The 19,397-nt window shown below is 70.0% G+C and carries 19 protein-coding genes and 1 tRNA gene; 2 read left to right on the top strand and 18 right to left on the bottom strand.

Annotated elements, in window-relative coordinates; all coding sequences use genetic code 11:
* Positions 1 to 52: 52 nt before the first annotated feature.
* Together HD593_RS04055 and HD593_RS04050 are read left to right on the top strand one after the other, a co-directional pair.
* Positions 53 to 1,396 (top strand): outer membrane protein assembly factor BamB family protein, encoded by a 1,344-nt coding sequence (locus HD593_RS04055; protein ID WP_185100780.1) that lies wholly within the window; start codon positions 53 to 55, stop codon positions 1,394 to 1,396.
* A gap of 85 nt (positions 1,397 to 1,481) precedes the next feature.
* Positions 1,482 to 2,699 (top strand): acetyl-CoA C-acetyltransferase, encoded by a 1,218-nt coding sequence (locus HD593_RS04050; protein ID WP_185100779.1) that lies wholly within the window; start codon positions 1,482 to 1,484, stop codon positions 2,697 to 2,699.
* A gap of 67 nt (positions 2,700 to 2,766) precedes the next feature.
* Here HD593_RS04050 and HD593_RS04045 read toward each other — a convergent pair whose 3' ends face one another.
* From HD593_RS04045 to mfd, 18 genes are all read right to left on the bottom strand, one after another.
* The gene (locus HD593_RS04045; RefSeq protein ID WP_185100778.1) at positions 2,767 to 3,174 is read right to left on the bottom strand and encodes a PPOX class F420-dependent oxidoreductase; all 408 of its coding nucleotides are present in this window, start codon (positions 3,172 to 3,174) and stop codon (positions 2,767 to 2,769) included.
* Between the two features lie 53 nt (positions 3,175 to 3,227).
* Positions 3,228 to 3,461 (bottom strand): DUF4287 domain-containing protein, encoded by a 234-nt coding sequence (locus HD593_RS04040; protein WP_043628756.1) that lies wholly within the window; start codon positions 3,459 to 3,461, stop codon positions 3,228 to 3,230.
* Between the two features lie 168 nt (positions 3,462 to 3,629).
* Positions 3,630 to 4,433 carry a Bax inhibitor-1/YccA family protein gene (locus tag HD593_RS04035; RefSeq protein WP_185100777.1) on the bottom strand — a complete coding sequence of 268 codons (804 nt, stop codon included), beginning with the start codon at positions 4,431 to 4,433 and terminating at the stop codon, positions 3,630 to 3,632.
* 531 nt (positions 4,434 to 4,964) lie between these two features.
* Positions 4,965 to 5,037 (bottom strand) — tRNA-Leu (locus HD593_RS04030).
* Between the two features lie 49 nt (positions 5,038 to 5,086).
* Positions 5,087 to 5,581: a peptide deformylase gene (locus HD593_RS04025; RefSeq protein WP_312903340.1), complete on the bottom strand. Its 495-nt coding sequence runs from the start codon at positions 5,579 to 5,581 to the stop codon at positions 5,087 to 5,089.
* A 26-nt stretch (positions 5,582 to 5,607) separates the two neighbouring features.
* Positions 5,608 to 6,120 (bottom strand): glycine cleavage system transcriptional repressor, encoded by a 513-nt coding sequence (locus HD593_RS04020; protein WP_185100775.1) that lies wholly within the window; start codon positions 6,118 to 6,120, stop codon positions 5,608 to 5,610.
* Between the two features lie 80 nt (positions 6,121 to 6,200).
* Entirely contained in the window at positions 6,201 to 7,517 is a 1,317-nt protein-coding gene (locus HD593_RS04015; protein WP_185100774.1) for an NAD(P)/FAD-dependent oxidoreductase, read from the bottom strand.
* Positions 7,518 to 7,612: 95 nt separating this feature from the next.
* Positions 7,613 to 8,407 (bottom strand): uracil-DNA glycosylase, encoded by a 795-nt coding sequence (locus HD593_RS04010; RefSeq protein ID WP_185100773.1) that lies wholly within the window; start codon positions 8,405 to 8,407, stop codon positions 7,613 to 7,615.
* Between the two features lie 18 nt (positions 8,408 to 8,425).
* Positions 8,426 to 9,325 (bottom strand): hypothetical protein, encoded by a 900-nt coding sequence (locus HD593_RS04005; RefSeq protein WP_185100772.1) that lies wholly within the window; start codon positions 9,323 to 9,325, stop codon positions 8,426 to 8,428.
* Positions 9,322 to 9,648, bottom strand: a complete 327-nt coding sequence (locus HD593_RS04000) for a PadR family transcriptional regulator (RefSeq protein WP_185100771.1) — start codon at positions 9,646 to 9,648, stop codon at positions 9,322 to 9,324. Before HD593_RS04000 ends, HD593_RS04005 begins: the two co-directional genes overlap by 4 nt.
* Positions 9,649 to 9,760: 112 nt before the next feature.
* Positions 9,761 to 10,861: a hypothetical protein gene (locus HD593_RS03995; RefSeq protein WP_185100770.1), complete on the bottom strand. Its 1,101-nt coding sequence runs from the start codon at positions 10,859 to 10,861 to the stop codon at positions 9,761 to 9,763.
* 172 nt (positions 10,862 to 11,033) lie between these two features.
* Entirely contained in the window at positions 11,034 to 12,017 is a 984-nt protein-coding gene (locus HD593_RS03990; protein WP_185100769.1) for a Ppx/GppA phosphatase family protein, read from the bottom strand.
* Positions 12,008 to 12,496 (bottom strand): DUF501 domain-containing protein, encoded by a 489-nt coding sequence (locus HD593_RS03985; protein ID WP_185111644.1) that lies wholly within the window; start codon positions 12,494 to 12,496, stop codon positions 12,008 to 12,010. Before HD593_RS03985 ends, HD593_RS03990 begins: the two co-directional genes overlap by 10 nt.
* On the bottom strand, positions 12,486 to 12,902 hold the full coding sequence (locus HD593_RS03980; RefSeq protein ID WP_185100768.1) for an FtsB family cell division protein: 417 nt from the start codon (positions 12,900 to 12,902) through the stop codon (positions 12,486 to 12,488). The genes HD593_RS03985 and HD593_RS03980 overlap by 11 nt, the downstream gene beginning before the upstream one ends.
* A gap of 65 nt (positions 12,903 to 12,967) precedes the next feature.
* Positions 12,968 to 14,245 (bottom strand): phosphopyruvate hydratase, encoded by a 1,278-nt coding sequence (gene eno / locus HD593_RS03975; RefSeq protein WP_185100767.1) that lies wholly within the window; start codon positions 14,243 to 14,245, stop codon positions 12,968 to 12,970.
* A 64-nt stretch (positions 14,246 to 14,309) separates the two neighbouring features.
* The gene (locus tag HD593_RS03970) at positions 14,310 to 15,245 is read right to left on the bottom strand and encodes a nucleoside triphosphate pyrophosphohydrolase (RefSeq protein ID WP_185100766.1); all 936 of its coding nucleotides are present in this window, start codon (positions 15,243 to 15,245) and stop codon (positions 14,310 to 14,312) included.
* 2 nt (positions 15,246 to 15,247) lie between these two features.
* Positions 15,248 to 15,850, bottom strand: a complete 603-nt coding sequence (locus HD593_RS03965) for a SurA N-terminal domain-containing protein (RefSeq protein ID WP_185100765.1) — start codon at positions 15,848 to 15,850, stop codon at positions 15,248 to 15,250.
* 30 nt (positions 15,851 to 15,880) lie between these two features.
* Positions 15,881 to 19,369: a transcription-repair coupling factor gene (mfd, locus tag HD593_RS03960; protein ID WP_185100764.1), complete on the bottom strand. Its 3,489-nt coding sequence runs from the start codon at positions 19,367 to 19,369 to the stop codon at positions 15,881 to 15,883.
* Positions 19,370 to 19,397: the final 28 nt, after the last annotated feature.

The following is a 19,397-nucleotide window of genomic DNA, read 5'->3' as shown; positions in this document are numbered from 1 at the left end:
ACTCTTCGCGCCCGAGCCGTCACTCCCCCATTCTCTTTGGAGTGAATTGCCCGTGCTCCGGCCCCTCTGGAAAACGTCCATCGCTCTCGCCGGAACCCTCGCCGCCACCGCCTGCTCCGGCAGCGACGCGGCCACCTCGAAGTTCCCGACCTGGCACAACACCCAGGTCAACGCCGTCAGCCGGATGGCGGTGGCGGGCGGGGTCGTCGCCGTCACCTCCATGAGGCCCGACGGTGCCCTGGAGACGGTCGCCGTCAACCTGCGCGACGGCAAGCGTCTGTGGGCCTACCCCGCCACGATGGCCGGCCGCCTGCCCGGCATGGGCGTCTCCGCTCCCGCGATCGTGGAGACGCCAGCGAAGCAGGGCGTGGTGGTCGCGCTCGATCCGGGCAAGAAGGGCAAGTGGAACGCCACGCTCGTGGCCCGCGACGCCCACTCGGGCGCGCAGAAGTGGACGCGGCCGGTCCACTCGACGTTCGGGCCGCAGCGTTGCGGGCCGTACGTGTGTCTGTCCGAGCACACCGCCCTGGCCAAGGCGCGCATGGTGGTGCTCGACCCGGTGACCGGCAAGCAGTTGTGGAAGCTGCCCGGCATCTCCGAGGTGGAGTGGTCGGATCAGAGCCGGGTCGTGCTGCTCAGGCTGGCCGCCAACCCCATGGTGGAGTCGTACGAGGTCAAGACCGGCAAGCTGCAGTGGCAGCAGCCGATCGAGCAGGCGCTCGGGCCCGGGATCGACCTGTCGGGCGGGTGGGCGTTCGGCGCGGCGGGGGACGACCTGGTCGGGTACGTCGCCCCCTACACGAACCCGCAGAGCAAGAAGGTCTCCACCTTCGGCCTGTTCTCCGTCGGCATCGCCGATGGCACGATCAACTGGATGCGGCCCTCGGTCGTACGGGTCTACCCCAGCGGCTCCCCCGGCTTCGCCCCGGTCGTCAGGCCGGTCGATCCGCAGGGCGCCTACGGCGGGTTCGCCCGGCTCGACCCGGCCAGCGGGCGGGTGGTCGGCCAGATCAGCGCCACGGACGTGCCCGGCTCCGGCTGGTGGCTGGCCTTCCCCGACCGCATGGACAGGCTGGGCTTCCTCAAGCACGGCGCCAAGGGCACGGCGTTCGACGTGGCGGGGGGCAAGCCGGTGCCGGTGGAGGAGGAGCGCGGCTGGTCCTTCTGCGTCACCGACCCCAAGCCGCTGCCGCTGAAGGGGCAGCCTCCCGGCTTCTACTCGACGGCCGCCCTGTGCGAGTACGACCTGGGCACCGGCAAGCGCGTCTCCCCCGTGGCGGTCCCGCCGCCCTGGTTCACCGGCAGCCAGGACGGCTGGCGCCTGTGGCGCGACGAGAAGGGCGGCCTGCACGCCGTCAACGACCACGCGGCGACGGCACCCGGCATGTACGGCTGACGCGGCCTCGCGGACCGGGGGGCGGCGGGCCTTGCGCGAAGAACTGGAATATAGTTCTACTATTAGCGCCGACAAAGGAGGGGCCATGCCCGAGGCAGTCATCGTCGCAACCGCGCGTTCCCCGATCGGACGAGCCTTCAAGGGTTCGCTCAAGGACATCCGCCCCGACGACCTGACCGTGCAGATGATCAAGGCGGCGCTGGCCAAGGTGCCCCAGCTCGACCCCGCCTCGATCGAGGACATCATGCTGGGCTGCGGCCTGCCCGGCGGCGAGCAGGGCTTCAACATGGCCCGGGTGGTGGCGGTGATGCTCGGGCTCGACAACGTGCCCGGCACCACGGTGACCCGCTACTGCTCCTCCTCGCTGCAGACCACGAGGATGGCCTTCCACGCCATCAAGTCCGGCGAGGGCGACGTGTTCGTCTCCGCGGGCGTCGAGACCGTCTCGCGCTTCGCCAAGGGCAACTCCGACTCGCTGCCCGACACGCACAACCCGCTCTTCCTGGAGGCCCGCGACCGCACCAAGGCGTACGCCGAGGGCGGGAAGACCTGGCACGACCCCCGCGAGGACGGCGCGATCCCCGACGTCTACATCGCCATGGGGCAGACGGCCGAGAACCTGGCCCAGATCAAGGGCGTCTCGCGCCAGGAGCAGGACGAGTTCGGCGTGCGCTCGCAGAACCTGGCGGAGAAGGCGCTGGCCGACGGCTTCTGGCAGAAGGACATCACCCCGGTGACGCTGCCCGACGGCACCGTGGTCGCCAAGGACGACGGGCCGCGGGCGGGCACCACGTACGAGAAGGTCTCCACCCTGCAGCCCGTCTTCCGCCCGGACGGAACGGTCACGGCCGGCAACTGCTGCCCGCTGAACGACGGGGCGGCGGCGGTCGTCGTGATGAGCGACGTCAAGGCCGCGGAGCTCGGCATCACGCCGCTGGCCAGGATCGTCTCCACCGCCGTCTCCGGCCTGTCGCCCGAGATCATGGGCCTCGGCCCGGTGGAGGCCTCGAAGCAGGCGCTGGCCAGGGCCGGGATGGCGATCGACGACATCGACCTGGTGGAGATCAACGAGGCGTTCGCCGCCCAGGTGATCCCCTCCTACCGGGAGCTGGGCATCGACCTCGACCGGCTCAACGTCAACGGCGGCGCGATCGCGGTCGGGCACCCGTTCGGCATGACCGGCGCGAGGATCACCTCGACGCTGATCAACAGCCTGCAGCACCACGACAAGAGCATCGGCCTGGAGACGATGTGCGTGGGCGGCGGCCAGGGCATGGCGATGGTCATCGAGCGCCTGAGCTGACCGTCAGGGAAAACCGGGAGAAGCGAGCCGCGGCCGGGGTCCACACCGCGGCTCGCCGCACCCCCCGCTACCCGTGCCGGGTCGGCCCCACACGGGACGGGGCGATGCGCATGATGACGCGCTGGTCACGGACCATGGCGGCGCGGTAGTCGTCCCAGTCGGGGTGCTCGCCGGAGATGTCGCGGTAGTAGGTGACGAGCGGCTCCATGGCCTCGGGCAGGTGGATGATCTCCGCCGTACCGTCGACCTGGATCCACTCCCCGAAGAACCCGTCCGTGAACGCGCACACCGACACCTCGGGGTCGCGCAGCGCGTTGCGGACCTTGACCGCCGTCTCCCTGGAGCTGATGACCAGGTGGCCGTCCTGCACCCCGACCGTGATCGGGGACAGTTGAGGACGCCCGTCGCGATGCCTGGTCAGCAGGACCGCGCGGTGATTGTCGCGGAGAAAACCGAGTGCCTTGTCGAGATCCATGACCTCATGATGACGCGCCCGCGCTTGGGGCACGGGCGCGGGGATGGCTGGGCCTAGATGAAGCCCATGCGGTTACGGCGGTGCCGCTCGTGCTCGTGGACGATGGCGGCGGCGTAGCCGTGGGTCAGCCCGTGCTCGTCGGCAAGCCAGTTGGCCCGCTCGTCACACCGTAGGAAAGCCGGGCCGTTGTCGATGGCTTGGAACCACTCGGGGAGTTCGCGTCCCGTGATGGTCGGGACCCTTGCGATGAGCTTCGTCTGCGTCTCCGGTGAGTGGTTCAAGGACATGGGCACCTCCGCGGATTAAGGTCCTTTGCTTGACACTGCAACACGCACGTGCGAATGGCAAGCCCCAAGTCCGGCATCATTCTGTGACGGCAGGTAGATTTTCGGTCGCACAGCGAGAGGGCCCCGCCTGAACGGCGAGGCCCTCCTGCATGTCACGACGTTGAACGGCTAGTCGCTACTGGTGAAATAGCTGACGAACCTGAGGATCTCCAGGTAGATCCACACCAGGCTCAGCGTCAGGCCGAACGCGCACTGCCAAGCGAACTTCTCCGGCGCGCCCTGCTTGACGCCCTGCTCGATCGAGTCGAAGTCGAGCAGGAGGAAGAAGCAGCCGAGCAGGATCATCGCGACGCTGAAGATCCAGCCGATCGGCTCGTCGGCACGCAGGCCCAGGCCCTGGCCGTCGTTGACGCCGAACACGCCAAGCAGCAGGTTGAGGAGCATGAACCCGACGGCCGCGATCGCGGCGGCGATCACGAACTTCACCAGCTTGGGTGTCACCCGGACGATGCGTAGCGCGTAGACGGCCAGCACCGCCGCGAACGCGAAGGCCGTGCCGAGCACCGCCTGCAACACGATGCCGCTGGCCATGCCGTTGAAGACAAAGCTGATCTTGCCGAGGAAGACGCCCTCGGCGACCGCGTAGCCCAGGATGAGCGCCGGGTTGGTGCTCATCGTGAACGAGACGATCAGGCCCAGCGCCAGCGCCACGATGGCGGCGCCGATGGCCACCATGGGCGGCACGTTGAAATACCAGGCCGCAGCGGCGGCCAGGACGAGTGTCCCGAGGGTCAGGAACCCTCGGACCACGACGTCGTCGAGCGTCATGGTCCGATACGCCGGCCGGGACGGGGGTGCGTACGACGGCGCGTCGTACATGTTCTGCAGCTGGTCGGGGGACGGGGTGGGACCGGCCCAGCCCGCCGCGGCCTGCTGCCGCGACCTGCTGAATACGGGGTTCTTGCTCTCCATCGCTGCCTCCTGTGACGCCGAGCCTACGGGGCGCGGCGGCACCTTGGTCAACTGACGCTCAGTTCGATGTTCATTCGGGACTTCGGCAGCGTTCACAACGAACGTGCCCGCCGCGGAGTTCCCCAGGTCATCAGGCGACAAGGAAATCTTGCCACGGGCGGCGCCCGAGGGCCACGGCCCGCGCCGCGCGGGCCCGTCTCGCACTATGGACGATTGCCCTCCCGAAAACCCCGGTTGTAAGGCGTAGTCAACCATTCACGGAAAGAAACTCCCGCAAAGGCCCGCACAGAGAACCGGCCACTTGTCAATATCCGTCCGAGCACGAAAACTTTTCGAGCGGGCGAACAGGAGGCCACGCGCGGAGGTGCTCGCTCTCCCGCCCGCCAGCGGCGCTGCGACCGGCCGTCCACCAGCAGTGATCGCCCGGTCACAGGGCACTTCCATAACAACTCGATATCAGCCGCACGGGCCCATCCGGCTGCCGCGGTAAACCCCCAGGTCAGAGACCTAAATTGGGTATAAGTTGGCAAGTGCCCCCGGCGGGATTCGAACCCGCACGTCAACCCTTTTAAGGGGTTTGCCTCTGCCATTGGGCTACGGGGGCGCCGCAATCATACGAAACGGACCATGCTTCCGAGGAGCACAACTTCGCATCAGGCGTCACAAGTGTGAAGTCTGCGGTGAAGTGATAGCACTCCCGGGACTCTGTCCAAGAAGAGTAGACCGTCCAGATGGTCGAGTTGGTGCTGAATGCACCGAGCCTCGATGGCATCCGCTTCGATGGTGACGGCCTCGCCCGTGCCTGGCAAATGCCCATGTACGGTGATACGCGTCGCACGGCGTACGTCGGCCGTGAGACCGATGATCGACGCGCACCCCTCGCGGCCCTCGTCCCAGTGGGCCGCGGCGGCGAGCCGTGGATTGGCCACCACGAGCTCTCCGGCCCACGACCTGCTCCGGGGGTGGCGCCGGGCGTCAAAGGCGATCAGCCGCAGGCTCAGGCCGATCTGGGGGGCCGCCAGGCCCGTCGTGGCGGGCGAGCGGCGCAGGGTGGCCAGCAGATCCGCCGCGGCGGCGACCACCTCGGGAGCGGTCGGGTCCACCGGCTCGGCCACGGCGGACAGGAGGGGGTGCGGGGCGCCGAGCACCTCGCGAGCCGTACCCCCCGGCCTGGTCACAGCAAGTCCGGTTCGACAGGCCGGAAGGTGATGTCCGAGTCGAGACCGGCGCCGACGGCCGCGAGCCTGCGCATGAGCGCCGCCACGTCCACCTTCTTCGGCAGCTCGACGTCGGCGATCAGGACGTACAGCCGGCCGGTGAGCCTGGTGCTCATCCCGGTGATGTTGCCGCCGTCCGCCGCCAGCACGGCGCTGATGGCGGAGATGATGCCGGGCCGGTCGGGGCCGTGGACGGTGAGCACGTAGCCGAGCCCGTCGCCCTCCTCGCAGAAGTGCCGCCTGGCCTCGATGGCCGAGGCGGTCACCACCAGGTCGGGCGCCCCGAGCCGTTTCATCAGCTCCGCCGAATCCAGCTCGCCCGAGACAAGCAGCATCATCGCGACATGGCCGCCGAGCAGCGTCATGGTCGAGTCCTGGATGTTCGCCCCGCAGTCGGCGAGCGAACCGGTTACTGCGGCGATCACGCCGGGCCGGTCGACGCCGAGCACGGTCACCGCTGAAAGACCCACCCGTGGTACCCCTTCCGCTTGCGACCAGGGGCGCCGAGAACGCCCCGGCAGTGGTTCGCCGGGGCGCTGCCGTACCTGGGCTAGCGGCGGGTCGTCGCCACCGCGGCCCTGAAGCCCTCACGCGGGTGCTCCATCTCACCCAGTGAGATCGTCTCGCGCTTGAAGAACAGGGCCAGGGTCCAATCGACGACGACACGGACCTTGCGGTTCAGCGTCGGCACCCGCGACAGATGGTAGGTCCGGTGCATGAACCACGCAGGGAATCCGCGAAGCTTGACGCCATAGACATTGGCGACGCCCTGATGCAGGCCCAGGCCGGCCACCGATCCGACATACTTGTGGCGGTATTCGACCAGTTCCTGCCCGCGCAGGTGGCGGACGATGTTGTCGGCCAGCACCTTGGCCTGGCGGACCGCGTGCTGGGCGTTGGGCGCGCAGTACTGCCCGGGGTTCGTGACGTCCGGCACCCCGGCGGCGTCGCCCGCGGTGAAGGCTCCGGGGGCGCCCGCCACGGTGAGCATGGCGGTGGCCTTGACCCGGCCGCGCTCGTCGAGCGGCAGGTCGCTGTCGTTCACCACGGGGCTGGGCTTGACGCCCGCCGTCCACACGAGCGTCTCGGCGTCGAACTCCTCACCGTCCGACAGCACCACGTGCCCGCCCTCGCAGGACACGAGCCGGGTGTCGAGCCTGACGTCGATGCCGCGCTCGCGCAGCTGCTCCAGCGTCCACTTGCCCATCTCGGGGCCGACCTCGGGCAGCACCCGGTTCGTGGCCTCCACCAGGACCCAGCGGATGTCCGACGGCTTGAGGTTGCGGTAGTAACGCGTCGAGTCCTTGGCCATGTCCTCCAGCTCGGCCAGCGCCTCGACGCCCGCGAAGCCGGCCCCGACCACCACGAACGTCAGCGCCCTGCGCCTGATCTCCGGGTCGTCGGTGGACTCGGCCACGTCGAGCAGGTGCAGCACGCGGTTGCGCAGCGCGATGGCCTCGCCGACGGTCTTGAACCCGATCCCGATGTCGGTCAGGCCCGGGATGGGCAGCGTGCGCGAGATCGAGCCGGCCGCCATGACGATCACGTCGTAGGCCACCTCCCGCGGCTCCCCCTCGGCGGGCTGGAAGGTGACGGTACGGCCGGCGTGGTCCACCTTGGTGACCGTGCCGTTCAGGATGTGCACCTTCGGCAGGATCCGGCGCAGCGGGGCCACCATGTGGCGCGGCGAGAGGTTACCCGCCGCCGCCTCAGGCAAGAAGGGCTGGTAGGTCATGTAGGACTGGGGGTCGATGATCGTGATGCGGGCTTCGCCGGCGCGCAGCTCGCGGTGGAGCTTGCGCTGCAGCCGGAGCGCTGTGTACAGGCCGACGTATCCGCCGCCGACGATCAAAATGTGCTTGTTCATCCTGAGGCCCCATCCCTCGTGGAATGCTTGTGAAAGCATTCACAAGCTTACGTCAAGCGCTCTCGGCGAATCCAATCCAGGGGTGGTGGGACGCGTCACACAGCCAGTGACCTGGCCCTGGTGAAGATGTCGTCCAGCATCTGGGCGGTGACGCGGCCGGTGAACGTGTTCTGCTGGCTGGGGTGGTAGCAGCCGATGAGCGTGACGGGCGCCTCGCCGTACGACACCTCGGCCTCGGCCCCGTGGCCGAACGGCGGGCGGCTGCGCGGCAGCGCGTAACCCGCCTCCTTGAGCGCGGGCCACATGGCCTGCCAGGCGAACCCGCCCAGCGCCACGATCACCCGCACGTACGGCGCCACGAGCGCCATCTCCCGCGCCATCCACGGGAAGCACGCGGCCTTCTCCGACGGCAGCGGCTTGTTCGCGGGCGGGGCGCAGCGCACCGACGCCAGCACGCGCGTGCCGAGCAGTTCCTGGCCGTCGCCCGCGTGCGTGCTGGTCTCCCGCGCCGCCAGGCCGCAGCGGTGCAGCGAGGCGAACAGCCAGTCACCGCTGCGGTCGCCGGTGAAGATGCGGCCCGTCCTGTTGCCCCCGTGGGCGGCCGGGGCCAGCCCGACCAGCAGGATCCCCGGCCGCTCCGCGCCCCACCCGGGGACGGGACGGCCCCAGTACGTCTCGTCCGCGAACGCGCGCCGCTTCGCCGTGGCGACGTCCTCGCGCCACTCCACCAGGCGGGGGCACGCACGGCAGACCGACTGCTCCGCCGTGAGCTCCGCGAGGGTGCTGCTGGCGGCGGCGAGGCGGCGCACGTCCGCGGGGTCCAGCGCGACCGGGGTGTCGGGGGTCGCGGGGTCGCCGGGCCATCCGGTGCCAGGAGGTACGAAGGTCATGACACCGATGGTGCCCGATCAGTCACGCGGATTCGTGTCCGGGCGCTTCCGCTCGGGCGTCGCCGTGGCCATCGGCTCCGGCGCCGGAGTGGGGCAGGTGGACGCGGTGGCCGCGGGCAGGCCGTCGTCGCCCATCGCGGGCCCCTCCTCGACCAGGGGCAGCGGGTAGCGGTTGAGCACCGGCTCGCCGCACGACCTGTCCACCTTGTAGCCGTAGAACTCGGGGTTCGTCACGAACGGCTTGCCGTCCTGGTCGTAGAGGTAGACGTCGGCCAGCGGGGTGCCGTCCTTGGCGTAGGGGCGCAGGTTGTAGACGCCGTCGGACGAGGCCGGCTGCATCCACACCGCCTGCTCCTGCGCGGGGCTCGGCGTCATCGCGTCGCCCGCCTCCACCATGCCGACGAACAGCGCGAGCCCGGCCACCACGTTCGCCGCCAGCGCCGCCAGGGTAACCACCCGCCGCCTGGCCCGCCTGCCGAACCAGACCGAGACCCAGACGCCCGCCGCGACGGCGACCCAGCCGGGCGGCGTCATCGGGACGAGCGCGGGCTCGCCCGCCATCGACACCAGCACCATGGCCAGCACGTAGCCCCGCAGCACCCACCAGCCCGGCCGCAGCTCCGGCAGGAAGCGCGTGAAGCTCCGGTAGGGCCCGTATCCCGTCAGCCTGGCATGCAACCCCAGCGCCGCCGCCCGCGGCCCCTGACGGCGCCTTCCAGCGCTGCGGGGACGCTCTCCGTAGGCGGAGGCCAGCTCCTCGGCGTACGCCGCGGGCGGGCCGAGCCGCTCCTCCAGCGGCAGGCCGGACTCGGCGGCGATCTCCGCGAGGTGGTCGTCGAGGTCCTCCAGCAGTTCCTCGCGCTCGGGATGGTCGGCCAGGGCATCCCGTACGGCCTGCGCGTACTGTTCGGGGGTCATGCTTGTCCCTCCTTGAGCAGGGCCGCCATGGTGGCCGAGAAGGCGGCCCAGGTCTTGGCCGAGGCGGCGTACATCTCCCTGCCGACGTCGTTGAGCCCGTAGTACTTGCGGTGCGGCCCCTCGTCGGAGGCCACCACGTATGAGGTCAGGGCGCCAGCCTTGAACAGGCGGCGCAGCGTGCCGTAGACCGAGGCGTCGCCGACCTCCTGCAACCCGGCCTCCCTGAGCCGGCGCACGACGTCGTAGCCGTAGCCGTCACGGTCGTTGAGCACGGCCAGGACGGCCAGGTCGAGGACGCCCTTGAGAAGCTGGCTGCTGTCCACGTGAAGCACACTACTGTGCAAAGCGTAATAGTGGCAACAGAAAAACCGGGTGGCGTCCCGAAGGAGCCACCCGGTTCAGCCGGTCGTGCCGCTCAGGCGCGTCTCACGCGGCCTAGCTGCAGACGTAGGACTTGCTCTCGGTGTCGCTGCCACCCGCACCCGAGACCGAGAGGGTCACGGTGCCGCTCTTGATCTCCGACGTGGTCGAGAAGCCGTTGATGGGCTCCGACCCGCCGTCAGCGCCGAACACGACCGTGCCGTTGCTCAGCACGGTGCCGTTCAGTGCCCAGCTGTAGGTGACCGTGCCCGCCTTGGCCGAGGTGACCGAGCCGGTGGCGGTGACCGAGCAGCCGGCGCCGGTCGTCACCGAAGCGGTGGCGGAAAGCGCGCCGGCGGGCGAGTCAGGGGTCTTGTCATCGCCCTTGTGGTCGCCCTTGTGGTCATGGTCCTTGTACTCGTCCTTGCACCAGACCTTGTAGTAGGCCCGGTTCGAGGAGGTCGCGTCGGGGCTCAGCACCTGGAGCTGCGCCCAGCCGCGCTGGCTGTGACGCGGGTTGATGCCGAAGCCGACCTTGCGGACGTCGCGGACCTTGATCTTGCCGTAGTCGACCACTTCACCGTTGAGGACCCAGCGGTAACGCACCCACGAGGGGCGGTTCGTCTTGATCACACCGGTGAAGTCGATCTTGTCGCCGTAGGTGTCGCAGCGGCCGGCGTACGAGCTCGGGCTGGCCCACGCGCGGGCCGAGACCGACACGTCGAGGTGCGTACGCGCGTCATCCTGCGGCTTCTGGCAGGAGACGGAGAAGTAGCCCTTCTTCGAGGTGACCTTCTTCGGACCGAGGACCTGAACGGCCTCCCAGCCCTTGACGTCGTCCTTGAAGGTGATGGACTGCTTGACCGTCACCGTCTTGGTGCCCTTGCCCGAGAGCTTGATCACGCTGACCTTGCTCTTGGAGCCGTCACCGTGGAGCCAGCGGTAGGCCAGCTCCGTCTTGCCCTTGACGGGCACCTTGATCTTGGCCGAGAAGTTAATCTTGGTCGGGCAGGAACCGTCATAGTCGCCCGGCGTGGCCTTCGGCGCGGACACCGCGACCTTGGGCCCGGAAGCCGCCTGGGCGGGGCTGGACATCAGGCCCGCGGACAGGGCGGCCAGCACCGCGGCCGACGCGCCGAACGCAGCGGCCCTACGTGCTAACCCAACAGACATCATGTGAGAGTGCTCCATTCCGTGAGGGAAGAGACGCGCTCGGGAACGGTCGCCACGCCGGCGCCTTTCGCGCACAGCGATATGGCAAAGCCCCCGTAATGCCCCTTTACCTAATCACAATACTGAATGCACACTCAACACGGCCCACGGATCGGAAATGTCCGGATTTCTTCAGCTAGCCGGCGAGGGACCAGGCGATTCCATCGAGGATGTCGTGTTCGCTCACCACGACCTGGGAAAACGCGAAACGGCGAACGATCCGGTCAAGAATTAGCGCACCCGCGCCAATCACGTCAACCCTCCCCGGATGCATCACCGCAAGCTCGGCCCGCTCACCATGGGTCATCGCGAGCAACCGCCGCGTCACGTCATGGACCTGCTCGGCCGAGATCCGCGAATGGTGGATGCGCTGCGAGTCGTACTCGGGCAGGCCGAGCGCGATGCCCGCGACCGTCGTCACCGAGCCCGCCAGGCCCACGAGCGTGTGCGCGTCGCGCACCGGGACCTCGGCCTCCACCCGGTCGAGAGCGGCCTCGATGTCGGCCACCACGGCCTCCAGGGCCGGCGCCGGGGACGGGTCGCCCGCGTCGCGCAGGTGCCGCTCGGTCAGGCGTACGCAGCCGATGTCCACCGACAGCGCCGCCTGCGCGTGCTCGGTGCCGACCACGAACTCCGTGGAGCCCCCGCCGATGTCCACCACCAGGTACGGCGGCAGCGGCCCCTGCGGCACCTCCGTCTCGGGCGACAGGCGCACCAGCCCCCTGGTCGCGCCCGTGAACGACAGCTCCGCCTCCTCGGCCCCCGACACCACCTCCGGCTCCACGCCGAAGATCTCGCGGGCCCCGTGGACGAACTCGTGCCGGTTGGCCGCGTCCCTCGTCGCGCTCGTGGCCACCACGCGCGTGGCGGTGGCGCCGTGGCGCTCGATCAGCTCCTGGTAGGAGCGCATGGCCTTGAACGTGCGCGCCAGGGCGTCGGGCGCCAGCCTGCCCGTCCTGTCGACTCCCTCGCCCAGGCGGACGATCTCCATCAGCCGCTCGACGTCCGCCAGCTCGCCCCTCTCGAAGCCGGGGCCGGCACTCTGACCGGCGCCTGGGGCGACGTCGGCGATGAGCAGGCGTACGGAATTGGTGCCGCAGTCGACGGCGGCTACACGCATGGTCCGTCACTCCACCAGTCGGGGAGGGCGTCGAGCGCCTCCCTGCCGAACGGGTTCACTCCGGGGGCCGCCAGCTCGTGCGCCACCAGCGCGTGCAGGCACTTGACCCGCTCCGGCATGCCACCCGTGCTCTGCATGTCACGCGGGAGCGGCGTCAGCCCCTCCTCCTTGGCGGCCTCGTCGCGCCTGGCGACGTAGTCGTCGTGCGCCGCCTGGTAGGCCGCCGCCAGCTCGGGCTCGGTGGCCAGCCTGGCCTGCATCTCCCGCATCAGGCCGGAGCCCTCCAGCGTGCCGATGGCCGAGGCGGCCTTCGGGCAGGTCAGGTAGTACAGGGTCGGGAAGGGCGAGCCGTCGGGCAGCCGGGGCGCGGTCTCCACCACGTCGGGGTTGCCGCACGGGCAACGGTGCGCCACCCCGCGCAGCCCTCTGGGCGGCCGCCCGAGCTGCTTCTCGACGACCTCGGCGTCCTTACTGTCCAACACTTTCCTTCCCTGACACCACCCGGCGGCCGGTGCCCTTGTCGGCGGCCTCCACCGACTCCCAGAGCGTCTCGTACCACGGCGGCACCGCCACCGGCTGCTTGACGACCGTCTTCTCGGTGCCCTGGTCCGGCTCCATCACCACGTAGCACTTCTCGCCGGGCCCGCAGTAGTGCAGCCGTTCCTTGGCCGTCTTCTTGATCCAGTTGGGGTCGTCGGCCTGCCTGTCGCGGGCCAGCAGGGCCTGTCTCTCCGCCTCGACCCTGGCCTTCTCCGCCTCCAGCTCGGCGATGCTGCGGCGCCCGCTGATGTACTCGCGGACAGGGTAGGCCAGGCTCATCGCGATCGCGCAGACCACGACGGCCAGGATGGCGGCCCGCCCGGTCAGCTGCGGCCTCTTCGCCAATTGCTGCACACCCCCTCAAGTACGGCTCGCGGGAGATCTCGGGGACCCGCGAGCCGTACTCGAAACTAGCGCCGGAAACGCGGGAACGCCGCGCGACCCGCGTAGCGGGCGGCGTCATCGAGGAGCTCCTCGATACGCAGGAGCTGGTTGTACTTGGCCACCCGGTCGGAGCGGGCGGGCGCGCCGGTCTTGATCTGGCCGCAGTTGACCGCCACCGCGAGGTCGGCGATCGTCGTGTCCTCGGTCTCGCCGGAGCGGTGGCTCATCATGCAGCGGTAGCCGCTGCGGTGGGCCAGGTCCACGGCGTCGAGCGTCTCCGACAGCGTGCCGATCTGGTTGACCTTGACCAGCAGGGCGTTGGCCGCGCCGTCCTTGATGCCGCGCTCCAGCCGCTCGGGGTTGGTCACGAACAGGTCGTCGCCGACGAGCTGCACCTTGTCGCCGAGCGAGGCGGTGATGGCCTTCCAGCCCTCCCAGTCCTCCTCGTCGAGCGGGTCCTCGATGGAGACGAGCGGGTAGTTGGCGACCAGGTCCTCGTAGAACGCGATGAGCTCCCCGGCCGACAGGCCCTTGCCGTCGATCGTGTAGACGCCGTCCTTGTGGAACTCGGAGGCGGCCACGTCGAGCGCCAGCGCGATGTCCTCGCCCGGCACGTAGCCGGCCCTCTCGACGGCGACCAGGATCAGGTCGAGCGCGTCGCGGTTGGAGGGCAGGTTCGGGGCGAAGCCGCCCTCGTCGCCCAGGCCCGTGGCGTAGCCCTTCTCCTTCAGCACGGCCTTCAGCGCGTGGTAGACCTCGGTGCCCATGCGCACGGCCTCGCGGAACGTCTCCGCGCCGATCGGCGCGATCATGAACTCCTGGATGTCCACGTTGGTGTCGGCGTGCGCGCCGCCGTTGAGGATGTTCATCATCGGCACGGGCAGCACGTGCGCGTTGGGGCCGCCGAGGTAGCGGAAGAGCGGCAGGTCGGCGCTGTCGGCGGCGGCCTTGGCCACGGCCAGCGAGACGCCCAGGATGGCGTTGGCGCCGAGCTTGGCCTTGTTGGGCGTGCGGTCCAGATCGATCATGATCTGGTCGATGATGCGCTGGTCCTCGGCCTCGATCCCGCTGATCTCCTCCTGGATCTCATCGGTCACCGCGAGGACGGCCTTCTCCACGCCCTTGCCGCCGTAACGCTTGCCGCCGTCACGCAGCTCGACCGCCTCGAACTGGCCGGTGGACGCACCGCTCGGCACGGCCGCGCGGCCGCTGCTGCCGTCGTCGAGCACGACCTCGACCTCGACCGTGGGGTTGCCCCGGGAGTCGAGGATCTCGCGAGCGTATACGACCTCGATGGTAGCCACGGGATGCGCTCCTAAATCGAAAGGTGATATGCCATCAGAGCCTATCGGTACGGCAGCGCCGGGCTCAGTCGGTGGTGGACTCCCACGCCCGGACCCGTTCCCGGTACGACCGGGCCGCGGCCCGCAGCTCGGCCTCGGCGTCCAGCCCGGCCTCGGCCGCCCGCCGTACCAGGTCGAACAGCTCCCGCGCGACGCCCTGCCCGACCGCGGCCGACAGCGACTCCGGCGCCCCGGCGCGCCCGGCCCTGCGCATGAGCTGCGCGGCCAGCGACAGCGCCGGCTGCCCCATCGGGACCCCGTCGAGCACCGACTCGCGGCCCTTGGCCGCCCGCTCGGCCGCCTTGATCGCTTCCCAGTTGTCGTTGACCTCGTCGGCGCTCTCGGCCCGCACCGAGCCGAACACGTGCGGATGCCGCCGGACCAGCTTCTCCACGATCCCGGCGGCCACGTCGTCCATGTCGAAGCCCTCGGCCACCCGCGCGTGGAAGACCACCTGCAGCAGCAGGTCGCCCAGCTCCTCGCGGAGCGCGGGGTAGTCGCCCTGCTCGATCGTCTCGAGCACCTCGTAGGCCTCTTCCAGCAGGTACGGCACCAGCGTCTCGTGCGTCTGCTTACGATCCCACGGGCACTCCGTACGCAGCCGGTCCATCACCGCCACGAGGTCGAGCACCCGAGCCCCCGGCAGGTCGTACGACCCGGGCACGACCTCGATCAGCGGCGGCTCGTCGAGCGCGACGGCGGCGTGCCCGACGGCGCGCATGAAGTCCTCGCCGTCCTGGTCCGACAGCCACACCACGGTCTCGCCCGCCGCGCGCACGGCCAGCCCCCGCGGGTCGGGCTCGACGACCTCGACCTCGATCCCGGCCTCGGCCAGGTAGGGCAGCTGCGGGTGCGAGCCGGAGCCGGTGAGCACGGGGCCCGAGCGCAGCGCCTGCCAGGCCTGGTGGCTCAGCAGGCCCGGCGCGACCCTGGGCGAGGTGGTGACGACGATCAGCGGCACGATCAGCCCTGGGCCGGCTGCTGCGCCTGCTGCTGGGTGACCTTGCCGAACCTGCCGGTGTCGACGAACAGCGCCGGGTTCTGCTCGGAGCGCTGCGCGTTCAGCGTGCCGAAGCGCGGGTTGAAGACGGGCTTGATGGAGCTGAACTCCTGGATCAGCCGCTCCTGCCCGGCCTGCCCGCCGAACTGCTGCTGGAGCTTGGTCAGGCCCACCATGGCTCGCGCGTAGTCGCGGGCGTCGCTCGGCGCGACGCCGTTGGCCAGCAGGTTGATCTCGGGCGACTGGAACTGGCCCGGGTCCTTGAGCGCGGTGTCGATCTCGGTCTCGCTCACCTGCACCTTGTGGCGGTCCATGAGCTGCCTGGACACGCTCACGTTGACCAGGCGCTGCAGCACGGCCTGGTTGGCCGGCACGCCCAGCGCCGTCTCGTCGAGCTGAGCCTTCTTCAGCGCGGCGAGGTAGGCCTGCGTGTCGTTGTTGAGCTTGCCCATCGAGATGCGCTCGTTCCCGACCACGGCCGCGGCCCCGGCCTGCATGGGCGAGGAGCAGGCGGTCAGCGCCGCGACCGCCGCAGCGGCGGCCACGGCCACTCGTATCGATTTCACGTACGTCCCTTTCCGACCAGAAAACCGCCGCTAGCTTACCCGTGCGGGCTCGAGGAACATCGCCTCGACCAGGTCCCCGCACCATTTGAGCAGGTCGAGGTCGCGCAGCGGCTGCCCGCCCAGCGGCTTGGTCTTGGGGATCGGCACCAGCAGGGTCTCCGCGGCCTGCTTGTAGATGGCCTTCTTGTAGAGGCGGTCGAGGCGTACCTGCTGCGACTCCCTGAGCCTGGCCGGGCCGAACTTGATGTTCTGGCCCTGCAGCGTGACGTCGGTGAGCCCGGCCGCGCGCGCCCTGATCCGGAACCTGGCGACCTCCAGGAGGTTCTCCACCTCCACCGGCGGCTTGCCGTAGCGGTCGGTCAGCTCCTCGCGGACCTCCTCGATGTTGATCTCGGCGTTGATGGCCGCGATCCGCTTGTACGCCTCCAGCCGCAGCCGCTCGGAGGTCACGTAGTCGTGCGGGATGTGGGCGTTGATCGGCAGCTCGACCTTGACGTCGGCCTGCTCCTCCTCGGGCTCGCCGCCCGACAGCTTGGCCTTCTGCTCCTTGACCGCGTCGGCCATGAGCCGGACGTACAGGTCGAAGCCGACGCCCGCGATGAAGCCGGACTGCTCGGCGCCCAGCACGTTGCCGGCGCCGCGGATCTCCAGGTCCTTCATCGCGACGTACATGCCCGCGCCCATCTCGGTGTGCTGCGAGATCGTGGCGAGCCGCTCGTGCGCGGTCTCGGTCAGCGGTTTCTCCGGCGGGTAGAGGAAGTACGCGTAACCGCGCTCCCTGCCTCGCCCGACCCGCCCGCGGAGCTGGTGGAGCTGCGACAGGCCGTAGTTGTCGGCCCGGTCCACGATCAGCGTGTTGGCGTTGGGCACGTCCAGGCCCGACTCGACGATCGTGGTGGAGACGAGCAGGTCGTACTCCCGCTCCCAGAAGCCCACCATGATCTTTTCGAGCTGGTGCTCGTTCATCTGCCCGTGCGCCACCGCGATGCGCGCCTCGGGCACGAGCTCGCGCAGCCGCGCGGCGACCTTGTTGATCGAGGCCACCCGGTTGTGCACGAAGAAGATCTGCCCGTCGCGCATCAGCTCGCGCCGGATCGCCGCGCCGATCTGCTTCTCCTCGTACGGCCCCACGAACGTGAGGATCGGGTGGCGCTCCTCCGGCGGCGTGAGGATCGTGGACATCTCGCGGATGCCGGTCAGCCCCATCTCCAGCGTGCGCGGGATCGGCGTGGCCGACATGGCCAGCACGTCCACCTGCGTGCGCAGGTGCTTCATGGCCTCCTTGTGCTCGACGCCGAACCGCTGCTCCTCGTCGATGATGATCAGCCCCAGGTCCTTGAACCTGACCTCGGGGCTGAGCAGCCGGTGCGTGCCGATCACGACGTCCACCGCGCCGGAGCGCAGCCCTTCGAGCGTGCCCTTGACCTCGCCGTCGGTCTGGAAGCGCGAGACGGGCTTGATCGCGACGGGGAAGCTGGAGAAGCGCTCGGCGAAGGTGGACATGTGCTGCTGCACCAGCAGCGTCGTGGGCACCAGCACCGCGACCTGCTTGCCGTCCTGCACCGCCTTGAACGCCGCCCTGACCGCGATCTCGGTCTTGCCGTAGCCGACGTCGCCGCAGATCAGCCGGTCCATCGGGACGCCGCGCTCCATGTCGCGCTTGACCTCGTCGATGGCTTCGAGCTGGTCGCCCGTCTCGGCGTAGGGGAAGGCGTCCTCCATCTCGCGCTGCCAGGGCGTGTCGGCGCCGAAGGCATGCCCGGGGGAGGCCATGCGGGCGGAGTAGAGCCTGATCAGCTCGCCGGCGATCTCCTTGACCGCCTTCTTCGCCCGGGACTTGGCCTTGGCCCAGTCGGCGCCGCCCATGCGGTTGAGCGTGGGGGCCTCGCCGCCGACGTAGCGGGTGACCTCGTCGAGCTGGTCGGTGGGCACGTAGAGGCGGTCGCCCTTGGCGTACTCGATGACCAGGTACTCGCGGGTGGCGCCCTGCACCGTGCGCTGCACCATCTCGATGTAGCGGCCCACGCCGTGCTGCTCGTGCACCACGTGGTCACCGACCTTGAGCTGCAGCGGGTCGACCATGTTGCGGCGGCGGGAGGGCAGGCGCCGCATGTCCTTGGTGGAGGCCTTCTGGCCGACCAGGTCGAGGTGGGTGAGCACGGCCAGGGTGGGGGTGATGAAGCCGTGCTCGATCAGGCCGGTCGAGACGTGCACGACCTTGGGCTCGGGCGCCTTGTCCAGGAACTGCTGGAGCCGCGCCGGCACGTCCACGCCCTTGAGCAGCTCGACCATGCGCTCGGCCGGGCCGTGGCCCTCGCTGAGCAGCACCACGGCCTTCTCGTCGGCCAGCCAGCCCTTGATGTCGCCCAGCGCCTTGGCGGTGTCGCCGCGGTAGGCCTCGGAGTCCTGGGCGTCGAGCTCGACGCCGCCGCCGAACGGCGCCATCGTCCACCAGGGCTGGCCCAGCGAGTCCGCGTGCTCGCGGATCTCCTCCAGCGAGCGGAACGCGGCCGCGCCGAGGTCGATCGGCGCCTCGCCGCCGGCCGCCGCGTTGATCCAGGAGGCTTCGAGGAACTCCTGCGAGGTGCGTACGAGCTCCTCGGCCCTGCCCCTGATCCGCTCGGGGTCGCACACGAACACCGCCGACCTGATCGGCAGGTGGTCGAGCAGCAGGTCCATCTCCCCCGCGAGCACGGGCGCGAACGCCTCCATGCCCTCGACCGGCGTGCCCTCGGCGAGCTGGTCGAGCACCTCGGCCAGCGCCGGGTGCTCCTCGGCCAGCTCCCTGGCCCGCGCCCGCACCTCGCCGGTCAGCAGCAGCTCCCGGCACGGCGGCGCGAACAGCCCGTCCTCCGCCGCCTCCAGCGAGCGCTGGTCGGCGACCTTGAACCAGCGGATCTCCTCGACCGTGTCGCCCCAGAACTCCAGCCGCAGCGGGTGCTCCTCGGTCGGCGGGAAGACGTCGAGCAGGCCACCGCGCACGGCCACCTCGCCGCGCTTCTCCACCATGTCGACCCGGTGGTAGCCGTTGTTGACCAGGTTGTCCACGACGTCGTCGAGGTCGGCGTCGTCGCCGGCGCGCAGCCTGATGGGCTCCAGGTCGCCCAGGCCCTTCACGATCGGCTGGAGCAGGGCGCGCACGGGGGTCACGATCACGCTGAGCGGCCCGGCGGCGGTGTCGCCCTTGACCGGGTGCGCCAGCCTGCGCAGCACCGCCAGCCGCTGGCCCACGGTGTCGCTGCGCGGCGAGAGCCGCTCGTGCGGCAGCGTCTCCCAGGCCGGGAACACCGCCACGGAGCTGGGCTCGATCAGGCTCGTCAGCGCGGCGGCGAGGTCTTCCGCCTCCCGCCCGGTGGCGGTGACGGCGAGCACGGTGCGCTGGTCGTGCCCGGCCAGCGCGGCCACCCCGAACGGGCGCAGCGCGGACGGTGCGATCAGCGCGACGTCACCGCCCTCCTCGAGAGCGGCGGTCAGTTTCGGGTCGGCGCGAACAAGGTCAAGTAGCCCGGAAAGACTCATCAGATACGCCCACAGCCCCACGACGGCA

Source organism: Nonomuraea rubra (assembly GCF_014207985.1).
GTDB classification, from domain to species: Bacteria; Actinomycetota; Actinomycetes; order Streptosporangiales; family Streptosporangiaceae; genus Nonomuraea; species Nonomuraea rubra.
This window is presented reverse-complemented; position numbering and strand designations above follow the sequence as displayed.